Source organism: Paenibacillus sp. J31R30 (assembly GCF_059692115.1).
Window position 1 is genome coordinate 1479295 of the sequence record NZ_JCAUAV010000001.1, and the last position, 25638, is coordinate 1504932.

24 protein-coding genes are annotated in these 25638 nt (G+C 41.7%); 3 read left to right on the plus strand and 21 right to left on the minus strand.

Going from position 1 to position 25638, the window contains the following annotated elements:
* Positions 1-31 precede the first annotated feature (31 nt).
* Together AC58QO_RS05920 and AC58QO_RS05925 are read left to right on the plus strand one after the other, a co-directional pair.
* The gene (locus AC58QO_RS05920) at positions 32-2761 is read left to right on the plus strand and encodes a hypothetical protein (protein WP_497264315.1); all 2730 of its coding nucleotides are present in this window, start codon (positions 32-34) and stop codon (positions 2759-2761) included.
* A gap of 75 nt (positions 2762-2836) precedes the next feature.
* Entirely contained in the window at positions 2837-5158 is a 2322-nt protein-coding gene (locus tag AC58QO_RS05925; RefSeq protein ID WP_497264316.1) for a helix-turn-helix domain-containing protein, read from the plus strand.
* 331 nt (positions 5159-5489) lie between these two features.
* On the opposite strand, the gene AC58QO_RS05930 is transcribed toward AC58QO_RS05925, so the two are convergent.
* The 18 genes from AC58QO_RS05930 to AC58QO_RS06015 all read right to left on the minus strand — a co-directional run bounded on the left by AC58QO_RS05930 (position 5490) and on the right by AC58QO_RS06015 (position 20324).
* Positions 5490-5798 (minus strand): P-loop nucleotide/nucleoside kinase family protein, encoded by a 309-nt coding sequence (locus AC58QO_RS05930; RefSeq protein WP_497264317.1) that lies wholly within the window; start codon positions 5796-5798, stop codon positions 5490-5492.
* Positions 5795-6187, minus strand: coding sequence for a hypothetical protein (locus tag AC58QO_RS05935; RefSeq protein ID WP_497264318.1), 393 nt, complete (start codon positions 6185-6187; stop codon positions 5795-5797). The genes AC58QO_RS05930 and AC58QO_RS05935 overlap by 4 nt, the downstream gene beginning before the upstream one ends.
* A 233-nt stretch (positions 6188-6420) precedes the next feature.
* Positions 6421-6783, minus strand: coding sequence for a contact-dependent growth inhibition system immunity protein (locus tag AC58QO_RS05940; RefSeq protein ID WP_497264402.1), 363 nt, complete (start codon positions 6781-6783; stop codon positions 6421-6423).
* Between the two features lie 93 nt (positions 6784-6876).
* Positions 6877-7323 carry a hypothetical protein gene (locus tag AC58QO_RS05945; protein ID WP_497264319.1) on the minus strand — a complete coding sequence of 149 codons (447 nt, stop codon included), beginning with the start codon at positions 7321-7323 and terminating at the stop codon, positions 6877-6879.
* Positions 7324-7374: 51 nt separating this feature from the next.
* A complete protein-coding gene (locus AC58QO_RS05950) occupies positions 7375-7788 on the minus strand; it encodes an ankyrin repeat domain-containing protein (RefSeq protein ID WP_497264320.1) in 414 nt (137 codons plus the stop codon).
* Between the two features lie 221 nt (positions 7789-8009).
* Positions 8010-9182: an MFS transporter gene (locus AC58QO_RS05955; RefSeq protein WP_497264321.1), complete on the minus strand. Its 1173-nt coding sequence runs from the start codon at positions 9180-9182 to the stop codon at positions 8010-8012.
* Positions 9179-10375 carry an ROK family transcriptional regulator gene (locus AC58QO_RS05960; protein ID WP_497264322.1) on the minus strand — a complete coding sequence of 399 codons (1197 nt, stop codon included), beginning with the start codon at positions 10373-10375 and terminating at the stop codon, positions 9179-9181. Before AC58QO_RS05960 ends, AC58QO_RS05955 begins: the two co-directional genes overlap by 4 nt.
* Positions 10376-10387: 12 nt before the next feature.
* Positions 10388-11110 carry a glycerophosphodiester phosphodiesterase gene (locus AC58QO_RS05965; protein WP_497264323.1) on the minus strand — a complete coding sequence of 241 codons (723 nt, stop codon included), beginning with the start codon at positions 11108-11110 and terminating at the stop codon, positions 10388-10390.
* 15 nt (positions 11111-11125) lie between these two features.
* Positions 11126-12427, minus strand: coding sequence for an extracellular solute-binding protein (locus tag AC58QO_RS05970; protein ID WP_497264324.1), 1302 nt, complete (start codon positions 12425-12427; stop codon positions 11126-11128).
* A 92-nt stretch (positions 12428-12519) separates the two neighbouring features.
* On the minus strand, positions 12520-13443 hold the full coding sequence (locus AC58QO_RS05975) for a carbohydrate ABC transporter permease (RefSeq protein ID WP_497264325.1): 924 nt from the start codon (positions 13441-13443) through the stop codon (positions 12520-12522).
* Between the two features lie 21 nt (positions 13444-13464).
* Positions 13465-14349: a carbohydrate ABC transporter permease gene (locus tag AC58QO_RS05980; protein WP_497264326.1), complete on the minus strand. Its 885-nt coding sequence runs from the start codon at positions 14347-14349 to the stop codon at positions 13465-13467.
* Between the two features lie 496 nt (positions 14350-14845).
* Positions 14846-15853 (minus strand): serine hydrolase domain-containing protein, encoded by a 1008-nt coding sequence (locus tag AC58QO_RS05985; protein WP_497264328.1) that lies wholly within the window; start codon positions 15851-15853, stop codon positions 14846-14848.
* 538 nt (positions 15854-16391) lie between these two features.
* Positions 16392-16871, minus strand: a complete 480-nt coding sequence (locus tag AC58QO_RS05990; RefSeq protein ID WP_497264329.1) for a hypothetical protein — start codon at positions 16869-16871, stop codon at positions 16392-16394.
* Positions 16872-16987: 116 nt separating this feature from the next.
* Positions 16988-17260, minus strand: coding sequence for a hypothetical protein (locus tag AC58QO_RS05995; RefSeq protein ID WP_497264330.1), 273 nt, complete (start codon positions 17258-17260; stop codon positions 16988-16990).
* 193 nt (positions 17261-17453) lie between these two features.
* Positions 17454-18002, minus strand: coding sequence for an NUDIX hydrolase (locus AC58QO_RS06000; protein WP_497264331.1), 549 nt, complete (start codon positions 18000-18002; stop codon positions 17454-17456).
* Positions 18003-18203: 201 nt separating this feature from the next.
* Entirely contained in the window at positions 18204-18845 is a 642-nt protein-coding gene (locus tag AC58QO_RS06005) for a group-specific protein (protein WP_497264332.1), read from the minus strand.
* A 228-nt stretch (positions 18846-19073) separates the two neighbouring features.
* Entirely contained in the window at positions 19074-19544 is a 471-nt protein-coding gene (locus AC58QO_RS06010; RefSeq protein WP_497264333.1) for a hypothetical protein, read from the minus strand.
* Between the two features lie 363 nt (positions 19545-19907).
* Positions 19908-20324, minus strand: coding sequence for a DUF6756 family protein (locus AC58QO_RS06015; RefSeq protein WP_497264334.1), 417 nt, complete (start codon positions 20322-20324; stop codon positions 19908-19910).
* Positions 20325-20388: 64 nt separating this feature from the next.
* Between AC58QO_RS06015 and AC58QO_RS06020 the strand changes: the two genes are divergently transcribed.
* Positions 20389-21738 carry a catalase gene (locus tag AC58QO_RS06020; RefSeq protein ID WP_497264335.1) on the plus strand — a complete coding sequence of 450 codons (1350 nt, stop codon included), beginning with the start codon at positions 20389-20391 and terminating at the stop codon, positions 21736-21738.
* A gap of 530 nt (positions 21739-22268) precedes the next feature.
* Here the strand turns inward: AC58QO_RS06020 and AC58QO_RS06025 are convergent.
* The 3 genes from AC58QO_RS06025 to AC58QO_RS06035 form a co-directional block, all read right to left on the minus strand.
* Positions 22269-24020, minus strand: coding sequence for a hypothetical protein (locus AC58QO_RS06025; RefSeq protein ID WP_497264336.1), 1752 nt, complete (start codon positions 24018-24020; stop codon positions 22269-22271).
* Positions 24021-24414: 394 nt separating this feature from the next.
* Positions 24415-24744, minus strand: a complete 330-nt coding sequence (locus AC58QO_RS06030) for a contact-dependent growth inhibition system immunity protein (RefSeq protein WP_497264337.1) — start codon at positions 24742-24744, stop codon at positions 24415-24417.
* 417 nt (positions 24745-25161) lie between these two features.
* Positions 25162-25446: a DUF7668 domain-containing protein gene (locus tag AC58QO_RS06035; RefSeq protein ID WP_497264338.1), complete on the minus strand. Its 285-nt coding sequence runs from the start codon at positions 25444-25446 to the stop codon at positions 25162-25164.
* Positions 25447-25638: the final 192 nt, after the last annotated feature.

Below are 25638 nucleotides of genomic sequence, written 5' to 3' on the forward strand. Positions count from 1 at the left end.
ACTATATAACCATCCAGAAAGGAGCTTTGCCATGCGTATTATGAAAAAGAGTTGTGCTCTGATAAGTGCATTTGTGAATCTTCTTGGCTTGGTTTCCGCAGTGATCCCCGCTAGTCAAACCGTACAGGCGGCAGTCAATCAAAAGCTGCTAAGTGGGAACGCTGTTGGAAGTGAATTGTTTTCGGCAGATGCGCCAGCAATTGCAACAGGTGCGTCTTATACTTGGCTGTCCGAAGGGACCCATGCGACGGATCCAGGTCTCCTTGCATCAGATGAATCCGCATCACCGGATATGTCGGATGGTGGTAACGGCCCAGATGAGAATGCCAGCAATTCAACTGGGAGTGTTGTAGGAGCGGCGGTTTACGGAACGCTGTTATATGATTTGAAATCCGTATTTAAAGTATCCTCAGTTACCGTATGGGCGGACACGAACAATCAAAGTTATATGGATCAGTTAGAGGTATACGCCAGCTATGACGGTTTAACTTACAATCGGGTCGGGATTCAGGAGAACACGAATGCGCCAGATTCGGGTTTTGCTCCTGTTTCACTTGCCATTAAGCCTATTGTCAGTGCGCAATATTTGAAAGTTATTATGCATAAAGATCCGAACAAGCAAGTCATGAGGCTAGGTGAAGTGGCGGTTTATGGAGATGCACTTGAGCCTATGGCGATACTCAGTAATAACTATTTGAGAGCTTCCGGTACCTACAATACGTCCAAGCCGAAAATTGCAACAGGTGCTTCTTACACGTGGTTAACCGAGAATCCATTCATCACAGATGGCGATTTAATCAAGTTTGATAACGATGGATCCAAGAATGACACGGTAGGGGGACAGCCGGATTTAATCGACGGATCTAGCACGGAATCCGATGCAGCTTCAACGACCAACTCGATCTGGGGCTCCAAAGGGAAATTCGGTGCAGTTGTATTTAACTTAAACGATGTATATCAAATTGGGAAAATTGACGTATGGACCTTGGCATCGGGGGGGAATAAGTTCATGGACGGGTATGAAGTTCTCGTCAGCACAGATGGTGTGAATTACACATCCCTCAGTTACACTACGAATACAAGCAGCCGTACGGCCAATGTGTTCGTGAATACACCAAGCTACGGCGTTCCTGGTCAGTTTGCCAAATATGTCAAAATCATTATGCATAACGCGAATAATTCGGAGATCCTGACGGTGGGAGAAATCGCCATTTGGGGGTGGAAGCTTTATGATGCGTCACTTCCTAAGCAGGCAACACCGGATCAAGTAGAGTTCACGGCTAATCTCAAAAATTACAGCACGATGTATCTCGATTGGTCCAGTTACAATAGTGTAGTTAATAATGTGAACAAATATGGTGTCTACGTGGAGACCGCTCCTTTTACTAGTACATTAGGATTAAAGCCTAAGTTTACAGCTGAGGCAAAGTCCATTGAACAATTAGGTAAATTTCTACCCTATTTCGCCTTGAAGCCCGAGACGACTTATTATGTAGCAGTGACCCCCTTTCAATCGACTGGTGTTGAAAGGCGTGATGTGCAGACGTTGAAAGTAACAACACCATCTGTGCTTGGAGGTGATAAAGTCGGAGATATATTCGCCATCAATGACGCTCCCTATGGGGGAGGAAACTATATACACCATGGTGAGACAGAAGATATCTTTTTGATGACGAAATTGCGTTTGCTTAGAGATCTTGGAGGTATCAACAAGAACAGATGGTGGGATCACAGTGCTGCAATGAAAACCTTGTATGGTAAAAGTGGATTGAATTTCCACTACTTCTATCATGGACCGAGCTTTGTTGAAGCGGATAATAATGGAGGAGCTTATACATTCTCTACTTACAATGAACCTGATCTTGCCAATCGAAATCCGGCTTCTGTAGCAAATCAACTCAAAATAAACCATGAGAGCTTGAAAGCTATCAGCAGCAAGAGCTTACTTGTAGAGCCTGCACTTGCGGGTCTCGATCGTTTAGATGCGACCAAAGGTTTGAATTGGCTGGACGATTTCTATAATTCGGATGGGCAGAATGGTGCTTTAGTGAAGACCTATTTTGATGTCATGGATGTTCATCCTTATGTCAAATATGAATATCCAGCCGTCCCTGGACTTGATCAAGGTACTCCAGAGAAGCTACTCGACACGCTGAAGGAATTGAAAGACACGATGACGAGCCACGGTGATGGAGACAAACCCATTGTTATTACGGAATTAGGGTGGAGCACTTACACAGGCGGAAGCTACTTGAAAAAAGTTGATCGTGCGACCCAACGTAATTATTTGGCTAGAGCCTATATGCATGCCATTGCAAACGGAATTCGTACAATGCACTGGTACGATTTTGCCGATGATGGCACGGAGACGAATAACTTGGAGCATAACTTAGGATTGATCGACTGGAATGGTAAGCCTAAGGAGAGTTATTACGGTTACTACACTTTGATTAGAGTGTTAAAAAATGCAAACTATCTAGGTGTGGTACCAGGCATTGCTAATCCTTATTATGGCTATCAATTCTGGGATGAGAATAAGAATAGATACATCACATCTTTATGGGATGCCAGTTGGCAAACAACAAGTACCAATTCACGAACAGCCGTTATTGAGACGACTGAACCAGGAGTAACGATTGTTGGCATTGATGGAAGTTATAAATATATCGCTGCAGTTTCGGGAGTTGTAAGCGTACCTCTTACAGGAGCACCTTTGTTTATCTACTCTCTGGCGAACGTAACTGTGAATTCCATTAATTAATGGATGAATCTTCCTCCTGAAGGTCGTGTTAATGATACAATAAGAACAAATGCACGACCGAATGGAGGGCCTACCATGAGAAACAGTATTTCTGCGAAGGCCATGATGATTTATGGCATCGTATTCCTCTTTATTATCAGCCTAACCTTCTGGCTGTCCTATACGGGGACAGTGGGTAGGCTGCAAAAGGATTTGAAAGATACGAATCTTGCACTATTGAAACAAGTCGACTCCAAGATCGAAGGTGCCTTTCGCCAGACGGAAAAGGATTTGCTCTCCATGGCCGAGGGGTTGGAGTTTATTTATTTTATGAATAATAGCTATAGTGATGATGCACAAAGATACAGTATCCATTACACACTGACTACAAGGCTAAGGGATTTTATCGCGAATAATCCGAATTACTCCTCTGTTTTTGCTTATTCTCATGTCAGCGGAGATTTAATGACCGAAGAAACCTTTTTAAAACAAGCCTCGACAGAGTTTAATTGGTTAGCCCAATATTTGGATATGCCGGAATATTTCAAGTGGTTGTCGACCCAGAAAGTATGGGATGGACAAAAAACAGAGGATGTAATTACCTTGGTCCGTAGTTTTCCTGCCCTCAGCAGTCCCGGCTTTAGGAAGGGTCTCATGGCCATTAGTATTCAAGAGGATGAATTGTTCCAAATGATTAAGACGATCTATGAGGATGGTCATCCCGGTCATTTCTTCATTCTGGATGCAGAAGGGAACGTCGTTACTCATGATGATAAAACTCAGCTTTACCGCAATATGAAGTCGTTACCCTATATAACTACGATACTAACAGATTCGGATAGCGGTTCGTTTAACGTTAAATTGGATGGCGTGCAGCAGTCTGTATTTTATCGGACAAGTGCATATACGGGATGGAAAGTTGTCAGCATTATGCCGGAAACGACGGTATTTGAACCCCTTAAAGTTACACGCAATCTGCTGCTCATTTTTGCCGTTATCATGTTCGGCCTCGCGTTGTCTGCCTTGTTCTATGTGAATCGCTGGACCTTTAAGCCGTTAGACCGATTAGCAGGCAAGATGTCTGGTATGAAGAAGGGAAGAGGACAGGGGACTGAGAGCATTGGACTTAGCAGCTTAGAGCATATTTTCGATGAAATCCTAACAGACCGTGATCACTTGGAGCAGCATGTGAGGGATTCGAAGCCAATGCTCAAATGGAAGATCATAATGGAGCTATTGAATGGCAGTCGTTCTGATTTCCATGCGGTGTATCATCATTTGGAGTTTCAGGGGATACGCATGTATCCGGAGCGCTTCCTTGTGTGTACAGCAGAAATTAGCAAAGATGGAGAACAACTGTCACCGCGTGACGAAGCCTTGTACACCTATATGTTCTGTAATGTTACGGAAGAGCTGATTCGATCAGAGCATGCGGGAGCAGCTATTGACTTAGGAGGCGGCAGGGCAGCCGTCTTGCTAAGTTTTGCTGAAGGTGACCCAGAGCAAAATCATTTGCGGACATTGGTCATTCTTGAATTGATTCTCGATATTATGAAAAAACAATTCGGTTTGTCAGTGACGGTTGGTGTAGGCACATGCCGTATGGATATGCAGGAGATACCACGTTCGTTCGATGAATCACAAAAGGCACTACTCTATAAAATGATTTTCGGTAAGCACTCGGTGATATCTGTAGACGATTTACAGCCACCAGACCGACAAGATTATTACAAGCTCAGCCGAATGTCTGATCCAGTCATGGAAGCTTTAAGGCAGACCGATCGCGGTAAGATGCTTGCTTACTTGTCAGATACCTTTCGTGCATCAGTCGAAAGTAATCTTCCACCGGAGCTGATTAGGCAGCTGTGTTACGATCTCATGATGAAGTCACTGCAAACCGTAAGTGCGATTGGGATTGAACCAGAAATATCGATGGGGCCATTAAGCAGCATTTATGAGCGTATCGCAAAGTGTGAAAACTGGAAGGAAGCGGAACAGTTGGTCGGCGATATTCTCGAGGGCTTGGCATCACAAATAGAGGAAAAGCGCAGCCAACGCGGGAAGAATGAGACGATTGAGCGAATGCTGGATTATATTCGTACGCATTATCAAGAGCATGATCTATCTTTGGAACGACTGGCCAGCATGTTTCATCTGACTCCTCCTTATATCAGCAGATTGTTTAAAGATCACACAGAGAGCAATTTTATCGATTATATGATTGAGATTCGCATCAAGGCTGCCATGGAGCTATTGAAAGATAAGTCGATTAAAGTAAATGATGTATCGGATGCAGTAGGTTATGCGAATACGAGGAGCTTCCTGCGAACTTTTAAAAAATACACAGGATTAACACCGACTGAGTATCGAGAACACATGTTGAAGCGAGAAACCGTCCCAAATTGTTTAATTAAGTAGTTGGCCGCGATGTGGCCGCGATGATAATATCATCGTGGCTTCTTTGTTTCTATGGGGGGTAACGAAGAATCTAGAAAGAAACAGCAATAGTGTCGTAGGACGACTTAGAAACAACAGCAATCGTCTGGTTGGGGAATTCTTTATAACTACTTCTTCACAAAATCCGTATTTTATACATATGTAAGTATATGTAAGTAAGTGTGATTTAAGTCTTGGTATGCCCATATTATCTTCTTGTCGGTTGTCGGGTGACAAGAACATATATAAAAGTAACCCATCTGAAATCTTACTTAATTGTTAAGACATGTTATACGGAACTTTCTCTAATTTTCTATAACAAAATTTCCCCTTCATCACTTGGTTCTTCAAATCCGTTAAGAAAGGTTGTTAAAATTTCTTCAGTTATAGTAAAAGCTGCATTTGCATCAAAACGTTCGCTTCGTTTCTTAAGGCGCTTTCGCAATTCATCAGGGTGTACTTTCAAATAAATAAGTCTCCATTTACCTCCAGAGTTTTCAATAAGCTGTTTAAGTTCATCCCTTTCTGAACGTTGCCAAAAACTAGAGTCAACCACAACCAGTTTTTTATCTTGAATTAACTTTACTAGCTTATTACGTAATCTTAAATGTGCTTCATTCAAATACTCCCTATATTTTTCTGCTGGATAATCGATTCCATAACGACCACGATATGGTTAGGATAGTTCTTCTCCGCATCCTTCGCAAATCGCTGAATCCGCTCCATAATTTTGAGCAGACCGACAGGCCCCTTGCCGATAACAAAGGTTTGCTTTTCCGTTATTCCCTTAATCGACCAAGTAAGTATATCCGTCCATCCATCGCACACCATCCCTTGCTCCAGACGCGTATCAACTTCCTGCTCCCACGGGCGGGACAGAATAACCTTTGCAAGGTTTTGGTAGACTCGCTTGGAGGCCATCCATCGGTGTCCGTTCGGAAGGGCGTACGGCAAGTCCTCTCCGTTGCAAGTGTACTCCATCATACCGTCGGGCTGATAACGCAATTTCATGTATCCGTAGGGATGGCCTGCGAAAAACTCCAGTTGAATCCATTCGATACAGCATCACTCCCTCTTGTAAAGACTCTCATATAGTTTTTTTACGAACTACTCAAATTCTAGTGATTATACTAACCTGCCCTCGTAAAACAACAGCCATTACGTTGGTTGCCGTTTCTCTGCATGCATTACGCTATCGATCATCGATAGTTAAATACTAAAACCAACATCCAGAAGTATTTTCTTCAGTCGTTTTTATCCTGATAATCCTTTATAAGGGGAATTATTGTCTCATACGCTTGGAGAAAATGAAATACAATCAAATCGAATTCTTCTTTAAGTTCTAAATTATCCTTCCAAAAATCCTGATTAACCTTTAGTAGTGAACATAAGAGATCTCCCGTATAATAATTTCCGGAGTTCAACGGGTTATCAATTAATCTTGTAATGGCTATAGGGACAAGGTAATTTAGAGGAAATTTTTGTAATATCATCCGGGTAAGATCATCATTTGTAAAGTCCTTAAGAGGTTTTCTTCTTAATGTAAGACACTTTCTTATCAAACCAGTGGCTCCCTCCTCAGGATCTCCCCAATTTTCCCCATCGATTACCTCACCTCTAAAGACTTATTTAAATCTAGCATAACTACCTCCACTCTTAGGTTGGAACTATCGTTCTTTCGATAGTTCCATGACTCGATATTAATTGGAATCATTAATCATCCTTTTAAAAATCTTATATTGGAAATCATTAGCCAAGCATTCAAATGTTTCATCCCTAAAGTAAAATAGGAAATGTAATAATTCCTCTTCATTTTTCGGTTGCTTCAACACCATTACCTTGTCTTCTGGAAATTTGTTTTTCCAATCTTTTTCTTCAAGTTGATAAAATTCTCCCCATTTAATTCCTGTTTTTGAAAATCTACATTTCCCTTTGTAGAATCCTTCATCATTTGGTGACCCTAATCTGAACATATAACAATTATTAAATTCGTTTTCAGCCCTTGTATCTTCTTCAACATCCTTATACTTGAATGGATTCAAATAAAATATCAATTTCAAATTACCTAGGGTATTATCAATTTCTATTTGTGGGTCAGGAGCATTAGGTTCTGCTCCCCATCCAATATTTAATTGCTGAAATTTCATGTTATAACCTGCTTTCCATGTTGAAGCAAACTTCCGTTAGCAAACTGAGAGCTAGTAGTTTGCTAAGAATTCTATTATTTTTTGTGAGTTATAATCTTTTGCAATATCTATTGGGGTTTTACCGTTACAATCCAAGATAGTCTTATCCGCACCATAATCCAACAAATACTTTATTAATTCTTTTGGTTCCTCTCCAGGACTTCCACCCGCTTGAATTGTACCGTCTATGGATATATCCACCGCTACATGTAATGGCGTCCACCCTTCAAAACTGTTTAAATTTATATCCGCCCCGTTCTGAAGCAGGAATTTTATTACCTCTACTTGTTCATTTTCTACAGCTATATTTAGTAAGGAATGTCCACTATTTATACACTTATAATTTGCACTAATACCTTTATAAATAAGGGATTTTACGTACTCGATTTCACCATTTGCAACTGCTTTACAGATATTATCATCCAAGACTATTCCCCCCTTTTAAGGGTATTTTACCATAAATGACTATTTACGTAATCTGCCCGTTACTTGAATGAAAACAGGGAGCGGCTGCCACGGCAGTTTGCTCCCTGTTTATTGTGATATCGCTTGTTGGATTAGCCATTTTGCTAATCCAACAGTAAATACTCAAGTAAACTTCAATCTATCTTAACCTCAAGAAACTGGATGGGAATTTGATTGTAGTCTTATTCAACTTTTTTGCATGAAAACAACCTTTGGTACCGGGGAAACAAAAGTAACATCATGAAGGCGACACAAGCTAAAGCGGAAGCACACAAAAATAAGGCCTGTGGTGCTGTTTGGTACACAATTCCGCCTAATCCGTTCCCAAAAATCCCTGGTAAGCTGAACAACCATACCGAGGTCATCATTTGTGCCGTAGAACGAAGGGTTTCCGGGAATTGCGAACGAATAAATGTCATAGCTCCGACATACATCAACGCATAGGAACCACCTTGAAATAACTGCACGGCAAAGAATATTCCGCTGCCGCTGAACATATACAGTAAGAACCATCGAACCGCATAAACCGCAGACGCCGCTGCTAATATCCGAATTGGCCCCATCTTTTCTATCCATCGCGATACAAAATAAAAGAACGGAATCTCACTCAAAGCAGCTAATGTCCAGCTAAGCCCCACAAACAGCTCTGACACCCCCGACTGCGTCATATAAATACTGATAAAACTATCAACAGCGCGTCCCCCTGTGCCAAGTACAAATAAGGGCAGCAGAACCGTCCAAATCGCTGGCTTCTTGAGCGCTCCTAACTTTACCAGCAAATTCACTCTAGCCGGTTTCTGCCGTTTTTCGTCCGGAATCGGAAGTAGAACGACCATAGCAAAAAGGATTGACACAACAAAAAGACCGTAAAGCCCCGTGGATCCGAACTTAAAAGTCACCAAACCCATAAATGGAGCGACTGCAGCAAAACCAAGGCTGCCCCAAATTCGCAAACTGCCGAATGTATAACCATTTTGAGTGCTCAGCGTCAAATTCCATGAATCTGTTAAAGGTACGACCGAACATGAAAAAAACATGAAAATTATTAAACTCGTATATAAGCCCAAAGAACTGTCTAATAACAGAAGAATTCCAAGTCCGAAGGTAAGTCCTGCCATGCAAAGTAAAACAATCTTTTTCACACCGCCGATTGAATCGCTAAACCAACCCCAAAACGGTTGTGCGAGCAGGCAGACGATGGGAGCAATACCAAGCAGCGTTCCGATTTCTCCAGGGAGTAGTGATTTATTTTTCAAAAGAATAGGCAGGTAAATCATACTAAATGCCGTAGTTCCATAGTAAAGAAAGTAGAACGAGCTGAAGAACAACAGCGTATTGCGGTGTTTGACTATCATCCTTTGCAGGCTCCCGATTGCAATAGCCATTCGTGAAATACGAGTGCGGCTGCACCCAAGGCACAGTTGTTACGACTATAGTCGGAAAAATAAATCGGCGTTTCAATTATTGTGGCAATTGCTGTATGACCTAACGTCTGGGTTAACGACGCTTGAATCCAACGGGATGCCAGTGTCAACTCTCCCCCGATGATAACCGCTGCAGAATTCAGTAAATTTAAGACATTGCCAATGACGAAGCCAATGTGCCGTCCCACTTCTTCTAATACAGCAAGAGCCATTGTATCCCCATCTTCAAGCCGCTTTATCGTTTGAGAAAACGCCCCGCCAGTCAAATTAAGCTCATTCATAATTCTTTGTACGGAAACATAAGCTTCGAGACAACCTCTTTGTCCGCAATAACACAAGGGACCGCCCGCGCTAATCTTCATGTGGCCCATTTCACCCGCATAGTGACTCGCTCCGGTATAGACTTGCCCGTTCATAACCAATGCCGCTCCGACGCCTTCGTCCAAGTAAATGCATAAAGCATGGCTCAAACCCGCACCGTTCTCCCCGGTTCTCGACCAGACCTCTCCTCGGGCAAAAGCTCTAACGTTATTTTCAACGTAAACAGGTACGGGGTACCTTTCTGCCAAGCGCTGCTTAACAGCAACATGGTGCCATCCTAAATAAGGGGAATGAATCACCTCACCCTTGACGGGGTCAATAATTCCTTGAATTCCCACACAGATTCCTAGGTTTTTACCAGAATGAGGAACATGCTCAAGTAATAAGTCGATAAGATCGATCAATGCATCGAGAAGAGCTTCCCCTTGAAATGAAGGTTCATTCGTAGAAAAAGGTACTGGAAAAATAATTTTATGTTGATATATTACCGTCTTATTGTAGTCCATAACCATACCGGATACGTAGCTTTTCGTTACTTCAACACCGACAGCAATCAGGTTCTCCCCTAACAAACGAAGAAGGACGGGCTTGCGCCCGACCCCCTTTTTTGCAAGGACAGCTTCCTCAGTGACTAATTGATCGGTTAGCAGTTCGTTTACAATATTGGTCACCGTCTGTTTCTGAAGATTGCCTCTTCGCGCAATGTCAATGCGTGAAATAAGTTTCTCTTGATGGAGGAGCTCCAGCACTTTTTTCTGGTTATGAAGCTTCATCCATCGGAAGCTGTTATAATCCTCGTTCAAATGTATTTCCTCCTATTTAGGCTCCTCTTGCATGGTTATGACTTCTGTAAGCTTATCAGGGAAATTGATGGTCGTCCCGTCGACGCCGCACTTCAAGGCATGATGCATAAGCTCCATGGTAAATGCGCCCCATGCTCTAACCTCTAGACCGTTTGATTTGGCTAGGAAGACATCCTCTTCCGTAAGCAGCTCGGTGGATGGGCAAATTTGCTGTGCGTTGATTTCCTTCAGCCTCTCGATGGCTTCCACATCAATTTTGCGGATCAAATGTCCAATCCTTATGTCAGAGTCCGCCTCTCGCATGGCTTTGATATTATCGTACGAAAAAGAAGTAACCGTCGATTGGTTCCGGATGCCGTATTGATTGATCATTTCTAGAACAGAGCGCTCAATTCCTTTGTCTTTCAACTCTAAAGCATATATAATATTTTTCCTGGCGAAATAATGCAGAAACTGTTCAAACGATACCAGTCGCTCACCTGTGTAAAGGGGTGAGAACCACGAACCGGCATCGAGCTCTTGGAGCTCCTTCCAAGTATATTCCGAAGGGAGTCCTTGACCGTTGGTGGTGCGCTGAAGCTCATTGTCATGAAATAAAATCAGTACACCGTCTTTTGTCATTTTCAAATCAGTTTCTATCCCATTGGCACCCATTTCGATCCCTTTGTAAAAGGCGGCAAACGTGTTTTCTGGTGCGTATTCCGAGGCTCCACGATGAGCTAAATTCATAAACATTGTCGAACCACTCCCTTATTTATAAGTTTTCATAAAACCATCTACATCGGCTTGCAACTTATCTAATACTTTTTGCGGATCAGCCTTCGGATCCCCTTCCACAGTTTCGAGCGCGGTGACCAGACCGTTCCAGATTAGTGAATCAGCAGGATGCATAGGTTGGTTTCTCAAATATTGGTTTTGATCCATAATCGTTTTGAAACTAGGGTCATCCTTCAATTTCTTTTGGAACGGTTCGGATGCCGTCGCTGATTTTTTAATCGGCGCATACCCCGACGACATGCTGAATTTCGCCGCATTCTCTGTATTGGTTGCGAACGAAACGAAATCCCATGACGCTTTTTCCATTTCCGGTGTAGACTTAAAGATACCCAGACTGTTTCCACCGATTGGCACATTACGATCCTTAATCATAGGAAGGAAAGCGACAGCAACCTCGAATTTCTTACCAACCTGATCTTGCGTTGCAGCTAACGCGGATCCGGATTTATAGATCATAGCAAGTTTGCCCGACGCAAAATCCTCTTCCGCGGTTTTGTGCTGATTCGGTGCCATCGCTTTGTCCACATTGACCAAATCCTGGAATGATTTAAGTACTTCTACGGCTTCTTTGCCGTTGACCGTCACCTTTCCGTTCTTGTCGATAATCGTGCCACCGCGATTCCAAGTCATCGGTTGGAAATACCAAGGGGAATCGGCCGCTGTGTTAAAACCCCAAACATCCATTTTTCCATCGCCGTTCGTGTCTTTAGTTAAAGCCTTAGCTGTTGTAACCAACTCATCCCATGTGTTCGGTGCTTTTAATCCTGCTTGATCCAACAGCGTTTTATTAACGTATAACATTGGTGTGCTGCTATTGAACGGAATGGTCCAAAGTTTGTCTTTGTAACGGAAACGGTCCCAGAACGCAGGGTATACATCATTTTTCTCCTGATCGCTAATAAATTGCTCAATTGGAATCATCTTCCCGCTGTCAGCCATTTGCGGAATCCCGTAACGTTGACCAAGCTGCACGACGTTGGGAAGAGTGTTCGAAACGACTGCGGCCATAACCTTCTGGGCCATTTCATCGTAGCCGCCCATAAATTCAGCCTTTATTTTCACGTTAGGATGCTGCGCTTCAAAAGCTTTTACCTGTTCTGCTAGCATATCCTTGTTCGTTGTCCATAAGCTTAGTGTCACTTGTTTTTGTTCAGACGAATTTGCCGTTGCTGGAACATTAGTTGTCGCAGTACTGGTTTGGGCGTCCTTGGCTACGCCACATGCTGTCAAGCCAATAATGGAAAGCGACATCATTACTACTAAAACCTTTTTCATAAGTTCATTTCCTCCACTTAATTTAGATTTAATTAATGATCAGACCTATCCGATAATCTATCTCTGTTATGACACAACCTACCACTTCACGCTTACTTCACGCTGGAATGCATCACCCCTCTAACAAAATATCTTTGAGTTAACAGGAAAAACAGAAGCACAGGCATAATAATGAATGTAGACGCAGCCATTAAATGAGGCCATTGGATACCCTTCTCCACGTCCATCATATAGCGAAGTCCTACCTGAACAGTCCGCATTTCCGAAGAATTTGTAATAAGGAGTGGCCACAAGTAGTTGTTCCATGCATGCAGAAAGGCAAACAAGCTGAGCGTTGCTAAGACGGTTTTGGAAATTGGCATCACAACCTGTAGCAGTGTACGGAAATGACCACACCCGTCCATTCTCGCAGCATCCATCAGATCACGGGGAATCGTCATGAAAAATTGCCGCAGTAAAAATATGCCGAACACGCTTGTTATACTTGGTGCAATTAGTCCGGCATAGCTATTGATCCACCCAAACTCCTTGATCACCAGATAAGAAGGAATCATGGTTGACTCAAATGGAACGATCGTCGAAGCTACCACTAAAATAAAAAGAATATTTTTCCCCTTCAAAGGTACCCATGAAAACGCAAATGCGGCCATCGAGCATGTGATAATCTGGCCTAGCACAACCCCTACCGACATCACAAAACTGTTCACAAAGAAGCGGCTAAACGGTGCCATCTTCCAAGCCTGTACAAAATGCTCCCAATGCCAAACCTTTGGTAAACTAAGAAATGAGCCAGAGAATATTTCTTCCGTTGACTTTACGGCCGCTAAGAACATCCAGATAAACGGAAGTATCATAAATAACGCACAGGCGAAAAGTACTAAATGCGTAACCCAAGCGCTGAGTCTGACCTTTGTGGATCGACTCGGCTTTGCTATGGATTTGGGTCTTGTTGGTTGATCATCGTGAGGCGTAATGGAGTGCTTCTCCAATGCCGTAGCCGGTGACAATGTTTCCATCTTCATTCGCTCCTTTATCAATCATTGGTAGTGAACTTTGCGGCCTACTACAAGCATTTGGATCAGCACCAAACTTAACACAATGCCAAAAATTACCATGGATATCGCTGAAGCATAGCCCATTTGAAATAACTCAAAAGCATAATGGTAAAGTTGAACGACGATCAACTCCGTGCTCTTGGCCGGACCACCTTTCGTCATCACATTTACTTGTGTAAAAGTCTGGAACTGTTCAATCGTCAGCAATATCAGCAACAGAAAAATGGAAGGCATTAGGAGCGGAATACGGATCCGCTTGATGATTTGAAATTCATTCGCCCCATCTATTTTTGCTGCTTCTAAAACGCTTGAATCCGTATTTTGAAGCCCGGCAAGCAAGATAATGATGTTGTAGCCAAGCGTCTTCCAAATCGACATAATAGCCAGAGAAATGAGCGACGTGTTCGTGTCATTTAACCAACGTAGCGAGGGAAACCCCAAGCTTTCCAATATAGCATTGGCCAGCCCATAATCCGGATGAAAAATAAACATCCATACAGCGGAAATAGCTACGGTAGACGTGACCATCGGTGCAAAAAACATGGAACGGTAGGTCACCATCAGCTTCTTCGAACCTTTGTCCAGCAGCAATGCAAAGATTAGCGCAATCAGCATGGACGTAGGAACGGTCATCGCTGCGAACAGAAACGTAATTTTCAAAGAATGATAAAATTCTGCATTCGTAAATAGTTTCTGATAATTTTCCAATCCGATATAAGTTGGAGTGGGCCGCAGCATATCCCAAGAAAATAAACTCAACCCAGCGCTGTAACAAATAGGGATGAGAACAAAAATAGCAATCACCAGCAAGGAAGGCGCGAGCAGCACATAACCCGCCATGTTCGTTTTCCACTTCTTCTCTTTCAAACCTATAATCCTCCTTTTAGAGCACGCCATTGTTGCCGATTTCTCTTAGTAAAATAATTTGACTTATTGATAAATCAAGCTTACCAGCCCATTATTATTGCCGTGTTAACTAGTTCTCAAGAAAATGTAAATGAGAAATCAGTGTGTTGTTTCCCAAATTGCGCTATTTCCACTACCCGCAGGAAGCGTTCATTTGATCAGAATAAGAGTTTCCCTATTCTGGATTACCCTCCATACACAAAATTAAATAGGCATTCACCCAATAGAGTGAACGCCTATTTAATTTCAAAACTTAGTTTTTTACTTCAAGACCTTAAATAATGTGAGATTACTTCAAGACTTTAATGTCTAACTTTAATGTCTTCCAACACAAGTTGTTGGGAGTCATTAAAGTTTTGAAGTGGTTATCGGACTCACAAAAGATGAAATCCAATTAAGTTTTGAAGTACTTCAGACAAGTGTATGAAACAAATCGCTAATCAACTAACGTTCACCGTTAGCGTAATGCATCCTGAGTCAAAATGCACTCCAAAACCTTATTTCCAAAAGTTTTTATATCCTTTAAATAATCATAACCTGCGGGACTGCGTTCGGTCTGATTTAACATTCGCACTGCCACTACATTATGTTCAGGTATAACCAACAGTGCATTCCCAAATATCCCGAGTGATTGAAATGACCCTATTGGAAGTTGTCCTCCGAGTTCTGACATCGGGCGGGGCTTATCCTGTCTCCACCAAAAGAAACCATTTCGCGGCAAAGTATCGTCAAGTGCGGATGGAGTAATTATCCTCACCGTTTGTTCAAAAACGGGCTTAGGAACTATTTGTTCCCCTTCATAATTCCCTTTTGTAAGATGCAAGTATCCCCAAAATGCCAGTTCCCGCGTACTAACAAAGAGGTTCGCTTCGCCTCCTTGTTCTCCCGCATAGTTTTCGTTTACCCAAACGAGGTGCTCATTGTTTTCTTTTCTCCACCCTGTTTTGGAGAGCCCATATGGCTTCAAAACCTCTTCTTCAACGACCTGAGCTAAGGAGCGGTCGAACACTTTTTGGACAACCCTGATAAGAAGGTTGACGCCTGCGTTATTATATTTCCAATCGCTCCCTGCTGGGAACATTCTTTCCAATGGTCCATTCAAACCATGTGTATGTGTTAAAAGATGACGAATGGTTGTGCCAGCAACCACGTCTTTGTCAAGATCATCAAGATAATCAGAGACAGAATCGTTAATGCTTTTTATTCTTCCTTCATAAAGCGCAAGACTAATAGCGAACCCTAAATACGTCTTACGGGTCGATCCAATATTAAACTGAGATTTTTCGTCCACTTTCCGACTATGTGCTGTGCGTTCGTGGGTTCCAGAGTACCACTCGTTGACAATAACGGCATTTTGAATTATCAATACAGATGCTGCCGATGCAGAAACAAGATTTTGTATTTCAAGCAGTTGTTGGTTAAGGCTATCGAAGAGATTCTCCTTTATTTCCACTTTGAAATTCATATTCATCCCCCTTTAGCTGCGCTTTCTGTCTTTAATTATAACATTTACCATTCCGCTCTACTGCCCGTTAGCGCAATGACGGTTGCCCCGTGGCAACCGTTTTGTTTTGAACTATCGTTCTCAGTTAGTTCAACGCCCGATGGGCATCTTACTCCACAATTGACTAATTACACTTGGACCATATTCTTGAGGATAAATCAAAATGGTAACTACCAAAGTAGATAGTAAAATCAACACCCAATTAGCAGTTATTAGAGGCTGCCTCAATCGATGAATAATGGTTATTCCTACAGTTATTAAGGCTGTATTTATAACAAAAATTAACGGAAATGCGATTATTCTACCTAATCCTGTGTTTGGAAAATAGTAAGTTAAGAAGAAAATTAATGTTAAGCTCGGTAAAAGAGCAACTAATACTTTCAATAAGATTATATTTATTTTCATCTCTATTGTCCTCTCACTTCAATAACATGAGCAGATTGCTAGGCAACTCCCCATAATTATTAAACATACGTGTCCCGTTAGTTTAAAATCGCAACTACTTAACCTCTACAGCAAAAAAGAATTCCGCATTTCCTTGGTCTGCAAACCAATCACAATGGATGTTGTAATAATAAATTCCTTTCTCAGATGGTATTCGATATGGATCATTGTTGTCTTTATTATTACGACGAGTTAATGTGAATTCTTTAATACCTTTAGGAGCTTTGGTCTCGATCAATGCATTTGGGGTTACAATAGACGGCTCAGCCTTCTTTTCTTTTAGGGTATCTTCAGCTGAAATCATATCTACAGATTTGCAGCTCTGTAAAACCAAAGAAATACTGCTACACCAACTATATGAGCCTTGAAATACAGGAATATCAGTTCCATTTATTTTTATACTTGGTAACGGGGGTTCTGATGAAACGACCCATTTGTGTGAGAAGCTATTTATACTCGTCAACCCTCGAACCACATATCCGAATAAAAATGCTAAAAGTACGAGAAGTGATATAAATACCTTATTTTTACTCATCTCATACCCCCTTTATATTGAACTGCCAGTTACTTCATTGAAAAAAGAGTGCTAAACGCATATCTGCTGCCGTAATATTGTGATTGAACTATATTTATCCGTTAGTTCAACATGAATTAGTTGTGAACAAGCTTATCAAGATAATCAACTGCTTCTTCAATTGTGTCAAAAGCTAAATCGTGACTATTAAAAGAAATATCGAGGGGAAGAATATTCATTCTGTTTGTTAAACCTACTCCTATGCCAGGTACTACTTGTATTTCATAATAATTTAACTTTCCATCATTCAAACTTATCCAGAAAGTAATTCCTGATTTTTCATAATATATATCCCAATCTAGAAATCTATTTTGTAATAGCTCTTTGATTTTATCATAATCTACGTCCACGAATTCACCTTCCCTATAAGGTATAAAAATCATGACATTCATACTTCTCATTACAATCTTATTTAATTATTTAATGTATTCAATACGATGCTCAAATACCCTTGTTTCACTTAAAGATGCATCATTTTTCTGCCCGTTACTTTAACTGAAAAGGAGCAGTTGCCGACGGCGACCTACTCCCTGTGTGACTGAATTATCGTTCCCAGTTAGTTGAGTGATCGATTTTTCCAGTTAATATTTTCACTGCTTTTTCAAGTATAGTCTTATCTCGAAATATCATAAATTTAGATGAATAATCAGCACAATTTAGAAGCGAATAATTCATCACTTCTAATGCTTTGTCTAGTGTCATCCATTTAACCACCATACCCAATTGCATTTCGCTTTCACTAAGCATTGTATTACTGACACTATTGTGTGCTTTTGCGATATAGCAGTAGGAGAACTGCATATAATCATTTCTTTTTTTATGCTCCTCGATATACCCTAAATTATGAATAATTTCAGCTTCATAACCAGCCTCTTCCTTGATTTCACGTAAAAATGCGTCATCAGTATTTTCGCCTTCATCTACCCCTCCACCAGGTAACTTGTAAAAGTTAGTTTTTGACATATACATCATGGCAACGTTCAACATGTTATCAACTAAGACACCTCTTGATCCATAGCGAGATACCGTGTCCATAAATTCAGGAATAGTACCTAGAATATCACTATCCGTTATCCGTTTGATCAGTTGCATAAATTCACCTGCCTTTTTAGAAGACTGAATACTCCTCCATACTTGTTTCTCTTCACTGTAATACCGTTTATTCTTCAGTTTATAGTCATAATCCTCTTATATAGTATTGAACATTTCTGCCCGTTAACGGAGAAAAGGCAGCCGGTAATGTTGGCTGCCTGGTATATTCAGTATTAAGCTATGGTTCCCAGTTACTTCAATCTAGACCATTGCTATATTAGGGTTCTCACTCCAATCAATTATCTCTACATTTTCAATATCCACTTCTCCTCTAATAAAAATATGAGGAACAAAATGATACAAACCAAATCTATTTCCTAAACTTAGTTGCTCTCTATAATAGTCAACAGTTACTTCCGGTAAGCTATCCAGTTCTCTATATCCATCATGGATGTCATCTAACAACTGTATTTCCGAATTGTCGATTTCATCAAATATTCCTTTGAAGTTTGCTTTACTATATTTATAAAGAGCAATGGTTACCTCATCATCAACTTTGGCAATCGGAATCTTATAAAATAAACGATTAAATGTAACTTCAGGGTTTCCACCTGCCTCAACTAACCCTTTGTAAACTAAATTGGGGTGTATTGGGAGAAAATGAATTACATCATTCCATAAACAGTTTAATTTAGGAACCATTCTTTCCAAGAGGATTAGTCTGTTAGGTTTGTATTTGGTTATGTACTGTTCGTAGAGCTCTGAATTCGTTTCTTTTAAAACATTCAAAGACTTTAACTTTGTACCAATCATATTTTTTGGGACCGCATGATAAATGTACATAAACACTTCATCTCCATTTAACTTCATTATGATTTGCCATATGAATATTATATTCTTCATAAATTGGTTTTTTCCTTTATATGGAATATAAAGACTTTTTCTATATCCACTTAGGACGTTGAAACTAACCTACCCGTTACCTCAATAGACAACGGCAGCCGATCGTGTGACCAATTGCCGCTATATGAGTAGTATTCAACAAACATCAACCGTTAGCTTAAAAATTCGATGCGGTTAAGCGGTACAGGTCGTCTGCCTAATTCTGCTTTTATAAATTACTTCGAGCAACTACACATAATCTTGGTTATCTTTATCCATACATTGTTCTTTCCATATATCAATGGAGTCGTATTTCTGCATTTTCGGAATGGATCTATTCCAGGTTAGGTGGGCAACAAGAAAGTATTCTGTTCTATCTTCAACTACCCTAAATAACACATCATCGTTATCAATTCTTTGTGCAATTGCATATACCTTACAATAATTTAAAAAATCTCTATCCATTATCTCTGTTAATAGTTCTTTTACATATCTCCAGTTACTATTTGTATTGCTAATTACTTCCCATGGTAATGATAATTCAAACGGTATTGAGTAAATTCCTTGATATACTTCTTCATAATCTTCTTTTAAATATTCATATTCTATTGGTAGGACTCTTGAAAGGGAATTCCAAAACTGTTCTTCACTAAAGCTATCTTCGTACAATAAATATGGTAAATTATGAAAAGCATCTGAAACAGAATTAATCTTCTTCATGTTCCTATAGAGTCGAACCCACTCCCAAGGTTTCCACAAGTCCATCCTTTTTGTATTGGATAAGCTTCTTAAGAGTAAAAACACATAAAAAAGCATCCGCGTATAAGCTTCACGATTTCTATTATCCATTTTAGGTTCCTTTCAGAAGGTGCAGTTAACGCCTTATGAACTTCTCAAATTCTCGATATTTGAGATATTTGTGAAATGATTCAACTATCCTGCCATTAAAATATTAGGCTATGTTAAACCTTAATGTTGTTTTTAGCCCTAAAGAAAACCGCCCTTTGAAAAGGCGGTTAATTCAACTATCGTTCCTCGTTAGCGTAATCAAGTATGGGCAAGAGTTCCATTAATGCGAACCAATCAAGTCCTAATAATTTCTTCTGAGTTCATTTGCTCAAACTTTTTCATCTTATTTACTACCTCTAACCCTGATCCGAACACAATATCATGATGATTAACGCATAATAACCACTTGTACTTTTTTGAAATTAAATAATGTTCCCTTAGATGCACAAGTTCAGGAATAACATTCTTTATAATAAAATTTGTATCTCCTTCATATAGCCACATTTTATCTTTGTAATCCTCTACAATAAACCAAACCCTATCATCATTAATAAAGTACTTTAAATATCTACTAGAAGTGTTAACCATTCTCAACACATATTGTGGATCTTTAAGTCGCTGCCAACCCCAATGTAAACTATTTGTATAATGTTGTTTTTGAATGAAACTCTCCTCGATTTTAGAACAATATTTCTGTCGTTCTTCAATCATGCAAAAGCATCCCTCCTCATACCTTTCTATATACCCAAAGGAGGTAGAGGGATGAACGAGAATAATGACCATCGCCACGGATAACAGGCCGGGCCAGACTCCGCCTGCACAGCACTCGCAAACGGTCGGCGAACGAGGCCCCGTCCTCGAACAGGACAGCCTGCTGCATGAAACGCTGGAGACATTCGTGCATTCGACCTTGCTGGAAAGGCCCGTGCACGTCAAAGGCTGCGGCGCGTTCGGCTACTTTCAGACGACGCATGCCATGTCGGCGCACACGAAGCTTTGTTTTCTGCAGCAGCCGGGACAGCAAGTCCCTGTCACGGTGAGATTTTCGCTGGCCGTCAGCAACAAAGGCACGCCGGATACGTCCCGAAACATACGTGGCTTCGCCACAAAGTTCTATACGGATCATGGCGTGTTCGATCTGGTCTTCAATCATATCCCCGTGTTCCTAGTCAGGGACGCCGTCCGTTTCCCGGAAGCGGTTAAAGCGCTCTCGCCGTCGCCCGTTAACAACCTCATTAACCCGGAAATTTTCTGGAACTTCATCGCCCGGGCGCCGGAAGCGACCCATCTTATCCTCTGGCTCTTCTCCGACGCGGGCACGGCCAAGAGTCTGCGCCATATTCCGGGCCACAGCGTCAATACATACGTCTGGGTCAACGCGCAAGGTTTCCGAAGCTACGTCAAATATCATTGGCTGCCTCTCGCCGGCACGCAGTATATTGACAGCAGTGAAGCGGCCCGGCTCGCAGGTGAGAATCCGGATTGTGCCGCGCAAGACTTGTATGACACGCTGCACGCTGGCAAGACGATTGAATACGGGCTCTACGTGCAGCTGATGAACCCCCAAGACGAGGTCGCCCTCCCTTATGATCCGCTAGACGATACGAAGCTGTGGGATGAACGGCAGTACCCGCTGCTCCCGGTCGGGAAGCTGGTCTTGAACCGCAATCCGAGCAATTATAAGGAGCAAGTGGAGAAACTCGCGTTCTCCCCATCCAACCTGCTGGAAGGCGCTGAACTTTCCGACGATAAAATGCTGCAAGGCCGCGCCAATATTTACACGGATTCGCAGCGGCGGCGGCTTGGACCGGATTTCCGTAGCATTCCGATTAATCATCAGTTGAACTGGACGCCTGACTCGCAGATCACCAGCGGCAACGGGAGATTTGTTGAAGGACGCCTGACGCGATCCGATATCCCGAAGCAGGATGATTTTACGCAGGCTGGTCAGTATTATAGGGCGCTTCCGCCAATTCAGCAGGAGCATCTCGTCGATAACCTGGGTGCCAATCTGGCTGCTGTCTCTCCCAGCACGCAAACGTTCGTACTCGGCTACCTCACCCAAGCAGATGCCGGGCTCGGTCAGCGGGTCGCCCGCAAGATTCAGGCACAGCCTAAAGGCTAGGTTGCGTTACGAGGAATTACGGAAATGGGATCAAGTTCTTGTCGTCTGGTTTTGACAAGAAATTGATCCCATAAATAAAAAAGGCCCCGATATTGAGAGCCCTGCAAAAGCCTTGCATTTGATTAAAAGTGAGCTATAAATTGAAACTCATTGAGAAATATTATCAATCGCGGGTAACAATGCAAGTTCTTGTCCTAAGTCGGCTAACGATATATGTTCTTGTCACTGGCTTTTGACAAGAACATATATCGTTAAAATGAAAAAAGCCTCGGTTAGCGGCTTCTTAAGCATATATGTTCTTGTCACCAGACACTCGTGTCCCTATATTATCATCTATTCTGAAGATATTTTCGCCAATACTGTTCAAAAAATTGATGCTGATGTGAGTCTAAAATCGTGTTTAACGGGAGTATTGCATCGACTCTGTGTATCAGTATTATCGTACATTGAGCGAACAAAAACTTGAAACTCGTCCGATACTATTGTGTGTTCACTCGATAGGAAGGGCTTCAACCATATATTTGGCGTCTTTATACAATTTGTATTACCTGTAAATATGCCGTGTCATACACACTGTTGTTAGATCCATCAGGTACAATTGTTATAAGATCTCCTGCACTTAAAGGTAAAATAGCTGAACCATGTTGTGGAATTTTATGAGATATAAAAACTGAAGGTTGGAGTTCCAATCTGCTCTGATACTGGGGGGTTACAGGTATTCCTCCATTAACTCTTATCCTTAAATAAACAGAGGCAATAGTCGCAGTAGAATTTGAACTTTGAATAGAGGAAGCAGCATATTGCACATGATAGATCCCAGTTATAAGAATTTGCAAACGGGATGGTGAAATGAAAGCTACGGAATTTAAAGGACCAGGAGTGTCAAACAGAATTGGAACACCAATACTATATACTTCAGTTGTTGGATTCGTCTTAGTAACATATCCATAAGCCGGAGTTATTGTTACTCCTGTTGCTCCTGTTGCTCCTGTTGCTCCCGTTGTTCCTGTTGCTCCTGTTGCTCCCGTTGTTCCTGTTGCTCCCGTTGCTCCCGTTGCTCCCGTTGCTCCTGCTTCACCTGTTGCTCCCGTAGCTCCCGTAGCTCCCGTGTCACCTGTTGCTCCTGTTGCTCCTGTACCTCCTGTACCTCCTGTACCTCCTGTACCTCCTGTAGCCCCTGTTGCTCCTGTTGCTCCTGTTGCTCCTGTTGCTCCTGTTGCTCCTGTTGCTCCTGTTGCTCCTGTTGCTCCTGTTGCTCCTGTTGCTCCCGTTGCTCCTGTAACTCCTGTACCTCCTGTACCTCCTGTACCTCCTGTAACTCCTGTAGCCCCTGTAGCCCCTGTTGCTCCTGTTGCTCCTGTTGCTCCTGTTGCTCCTGTTGCTCCTGTTGCTCCTGATGCTCCTGATGCTCCTGTTGCTCCCGTTGCTCCTGTTGCTCCTGCTTCACCTGTTGCTCCTGCTTCACCTGTTGCTCCCGTAGCTCCCGTAGCTCCCGTGTCACCTGTTGCTCCTGTAACTCCTGTAACTCCGGTAGCCCCTGTTGCTCCTGTTGCTCCTGTTGCTCCTGTTGCTCCTGTTGCTCCTGTTGCTCCTGTTGCTCCTGATGCTCCTGATGCTCCTGTTGCTCCTGTTGCTCCTGTTGCTCCTGTTGCTCCTGTTGCTCCCGTTGCTCCCGTTGTTCCTGTTGCTCCCATTGCTCCCGTTGCTCCTGTTGCTCCTGCTTCACCCGTTGCTCCTGCTTCACCCGTTGCTCCTGCTTCACCTGTTGCACCCGTAGCTCCCGTGTCACCTGTTGCTCCTGTTGCTCCAGTAGTTCCTGTTGCACCAGTAGCTCCCGTATCACCCGTCGCTCCTGTCGCACCCGTCGCTCCTGTCGCACCCGTCGCTCCTGTCGCACCCGTCGCTCCTGTCGCACCCGTCGCTCCTGTCGCACCCGTCGCTCCTGTCGCACCCGAAGCGCCTGTTGCACCTGTGTCACCTGTTGCTCCATTTGCTCCATTTGCTCCTGTCGCACCTGTAGCTCCTGTCGGACATATCGAATCATCAGGAAATTCGATTTCTATTTTTCCTCCACTGTACAGTTCAATTTCAATTTCTTCGACCTGAATCCAATCAATGACTTCTAAAAAATCCTCAAGTTCGGCTTCTCTTTCAGTTGAGTCATCGTCTTCATCGAATTTTAATTTGTATTCGACACCATTAAAATATTTGACTTCAATTTTTTTAATAACTATAATATCCACTGCTATTATTACATTCATTAACTGAGCAAGTTTACTCAAAGTACTTACACCTCCTTATGATTTGAGGTTAGTAATGTACAATCGCTATACAACCTCTTTATTATGGAATTTTTTTCTAATTTCTAATTATCTTATGATAAAAATATTAAATTGCTTGGACAAAATAAATAGAGTCCTAATCTAAATAATTCAACGATCCCATTTTTATCGCTAATTTTAACTGTGGTTATTCCTGGCTTATTATTTTAGATATCAGCTCGACACCGTTCAAAGTTTAGTTTCATGTGACCAAAAGGACAGAAGATTCCCTTTGTCAACACTGAAGATAACTGCCCGATAGTTGAGCAGAGCGACAGAAACGAAAACAAGCGATGGATAGTCCCATCGCCGCGTTAAAGTTCCCATATAGCTTAATTTAACAGTGCAAAGAAAATTATTTCTTAAGACGTTCTTCAATACGATGAATTACATACTCGATCCATTCTAATGGGGTCATTTCAATGAAAGGAAAATAGATTTGTGTATTATCCATTACAAAGAGTTCTTTTTCAGTTTGTGTCTTTGTATGGTCATTTAAAAACTCATTGCAACAATCGTAAGTGATTTTAATCCATTTCTCACTTTGTTCGTTAAGATATGATCCTAATGCCACATCAACAGAGCCCATATCTTGGTGGAAATTCCCCAAAAATAATATTAACTTGCTTTCTAAATCCAAATCTTCTAAGACATTATGATCTTGGAAATTATCGAAATTTACCATGTAGCCCCCCCTTTCTAAAATATCTGCAGGATACGCTCGGCAGTCTATATATGTTTGTTCAACTATAGTTCACCGTTAGTTGAGGGTTGCCACTCATTTATTTACTTTAGAGTGCATGCTCAGCTAGGTCAATAGCGACAGCTAGTTTAATCTGAGCCCCTTTACGAAGACCTTTTATAATTTCAGCTACTTGATTAGTACTTATGATAGGTTCCGCTTGAATCTCATATCGATCAAGTTCAATTTGAACTACTGTGTTCGTATCAACAAGGAAAGTATATCTTCACCTTGTTCTGGTATCCAATCCATAATCAATACTGACTTCATACCTGGATAGTTTTCTTTTAAGACATTTAGAAATCTCGACATTGATTTGTCTGTATACAATGTATAAGTTTTCATAGTTCTTATGCTTCATCATCGCACCTCACAAGTTAATGTCAAATCACTTTTTTGATTATCTATCCATAGTTCAAATTCAATGACATACCCTGACCCATCGCTGTATCCAATACGATTAGTATCATCTCTATATGCTGAATCAGGAGGTGGAGTAAGTTCACCCCAGTTATTTAACTCTTCTTTTATGTCCTCAATCGTAAGTTCATCTATGAGTTTCGCACTAATCTTATCAAAATCACCATTTACAAACTCTAAAACAGTTTCCCTTAACAATGATTCTAAGTATTCATTAACAGACACGGGAATCACTTCTTTTCATTTAGTATTTATGCCCCCATTATATCCTCATTCTATAGCCTAGATACCAACGTATTCTGCCCGTTAACATTCCTGTAGGTGTTAATAGATTGAATTTGCAGAAAAAAGAACGCCTCGCTACGATGAGTATGTACTGGGTTGCAGCCCTCAGAACTCACCTTAGGAGGCGTTATC

Excerpts from the sequence above, each read along its gene's own strand:
- AC58QO_RS05955 (WP_497264321.1), bottom strand. The coding sequence starts at position 9,182 with ATGATAGTCAAACACCGCAATACGCTGTTGTTCTTCAGCTCGTTCTAC.
- AC58QO_RS05990 (WP_497264329.1), bottom strand. The coding sequence starts at position 16,871 with ATGAGTAAAAATAAGGTATTTATATCACTTCTCGTACTTTTAGCATTT.
- AC58QO_RS05985 (WP_497264328.1), bottom strand. The coding sequence starts at position 15,853 with ATGAATTTCAAAGTGGAAATAAAGGAGAATCTCTTCGATAGCCTTAAC.
- AC58QO_RS05925 (WP_497264316.1), top strand. The coding sequence starts at position 2,837 with ATGAGAAACAGTATTTCTGCGAAGGCCATGATGATTTATGGCATCGTA.
- AC58QO_RS06015 (WP_497264334.1), bottom strand. The coding sequence starts at position 20,324 with ATGATTGAAGAACGACAGAAATATTGTTCTAAAATCGAGGAGAGTTTC.
- AC58QO_RS05935 (WP_497264318.1), bottom strand. The coding sequence starts at position 6,187 with ATGAAATTGCGTTATCAGCCCGACGGTATGATGGAGTACACTTGCAAC.
- AC58QO_RS05920 (WP_497264315.1), top strand. The coding sequence starts at position 32 with ATGCGTATTATGAAAAAGAGTTGTGCTCTGATAAGTGCATTTGTGAAT.
- AC58QO_RS05970 (WP_497264324.1), bottom strand. The coding sequence starts at position 12,427 with ATGAAAAAGGTTTTAGTAGTAATGATGTCGCTTTCCATTATTGGCTTG.
- AC58QO_RS05975 (WP_497264325.1), bottom strand. The coding sequence starts at position 13,443 with ATGGAAACATTGTCACCGGCTACGGCATTGGAGAAGCACTCCATTACG.
- AC58QO_RS06020 (WP_497264335.1), top strand. The coding sequence starts at position 20,389 with ATGACCATCGCCACGGATAACAGGCCGGGCCAGACTCCGCCTGCACAG.
- AC58QO_RS05945 (WP_497264319.1), bottom strand. The coding sequence starts at position 7,323 with ATGAAATTTCAGCAATTAAATATTGGATGGGGAGCAGAACCTAATGCT.
- AC58QO_RS06000 (WP_497264331.1), bottom strand. The coding sequence starts at position 18,002 with ATGCAACTGATCAAACGGATAACGGATAGTGATATTCTAGGTACTATT.
- AC58QO_RS05965 (WP_497264323.1), bottom strand. The coding sequence starts at position 11,110 with ATGTTTATGAATTTAGCTCATCGTGGAGCCTCGGAATACGCACCAGAA.
- AC58QO_RS06030 (WP_497264337.1), bottom strand. The coding sequence starts at position 24,744 with ATGGTAAATTTCGATAATTTCCAAGATCATAATGTCTTAGAAGATTTG.
- AC58QO_RS06005 (WP_497264332.1), bottom strand. The coding sequence starts at position 18,845 with ATGAAGAATATAATATTCATATGGCAAATCATAATGAAGTTAAATGGA.
- AC58QO_RS06010 (WP_497264333.1), bottom strand. The coding sequence starts at position 19,544 with ATGAAGAAGATTAATTCTGTTTCAGATGCTTTTCATAATTTACCATAT.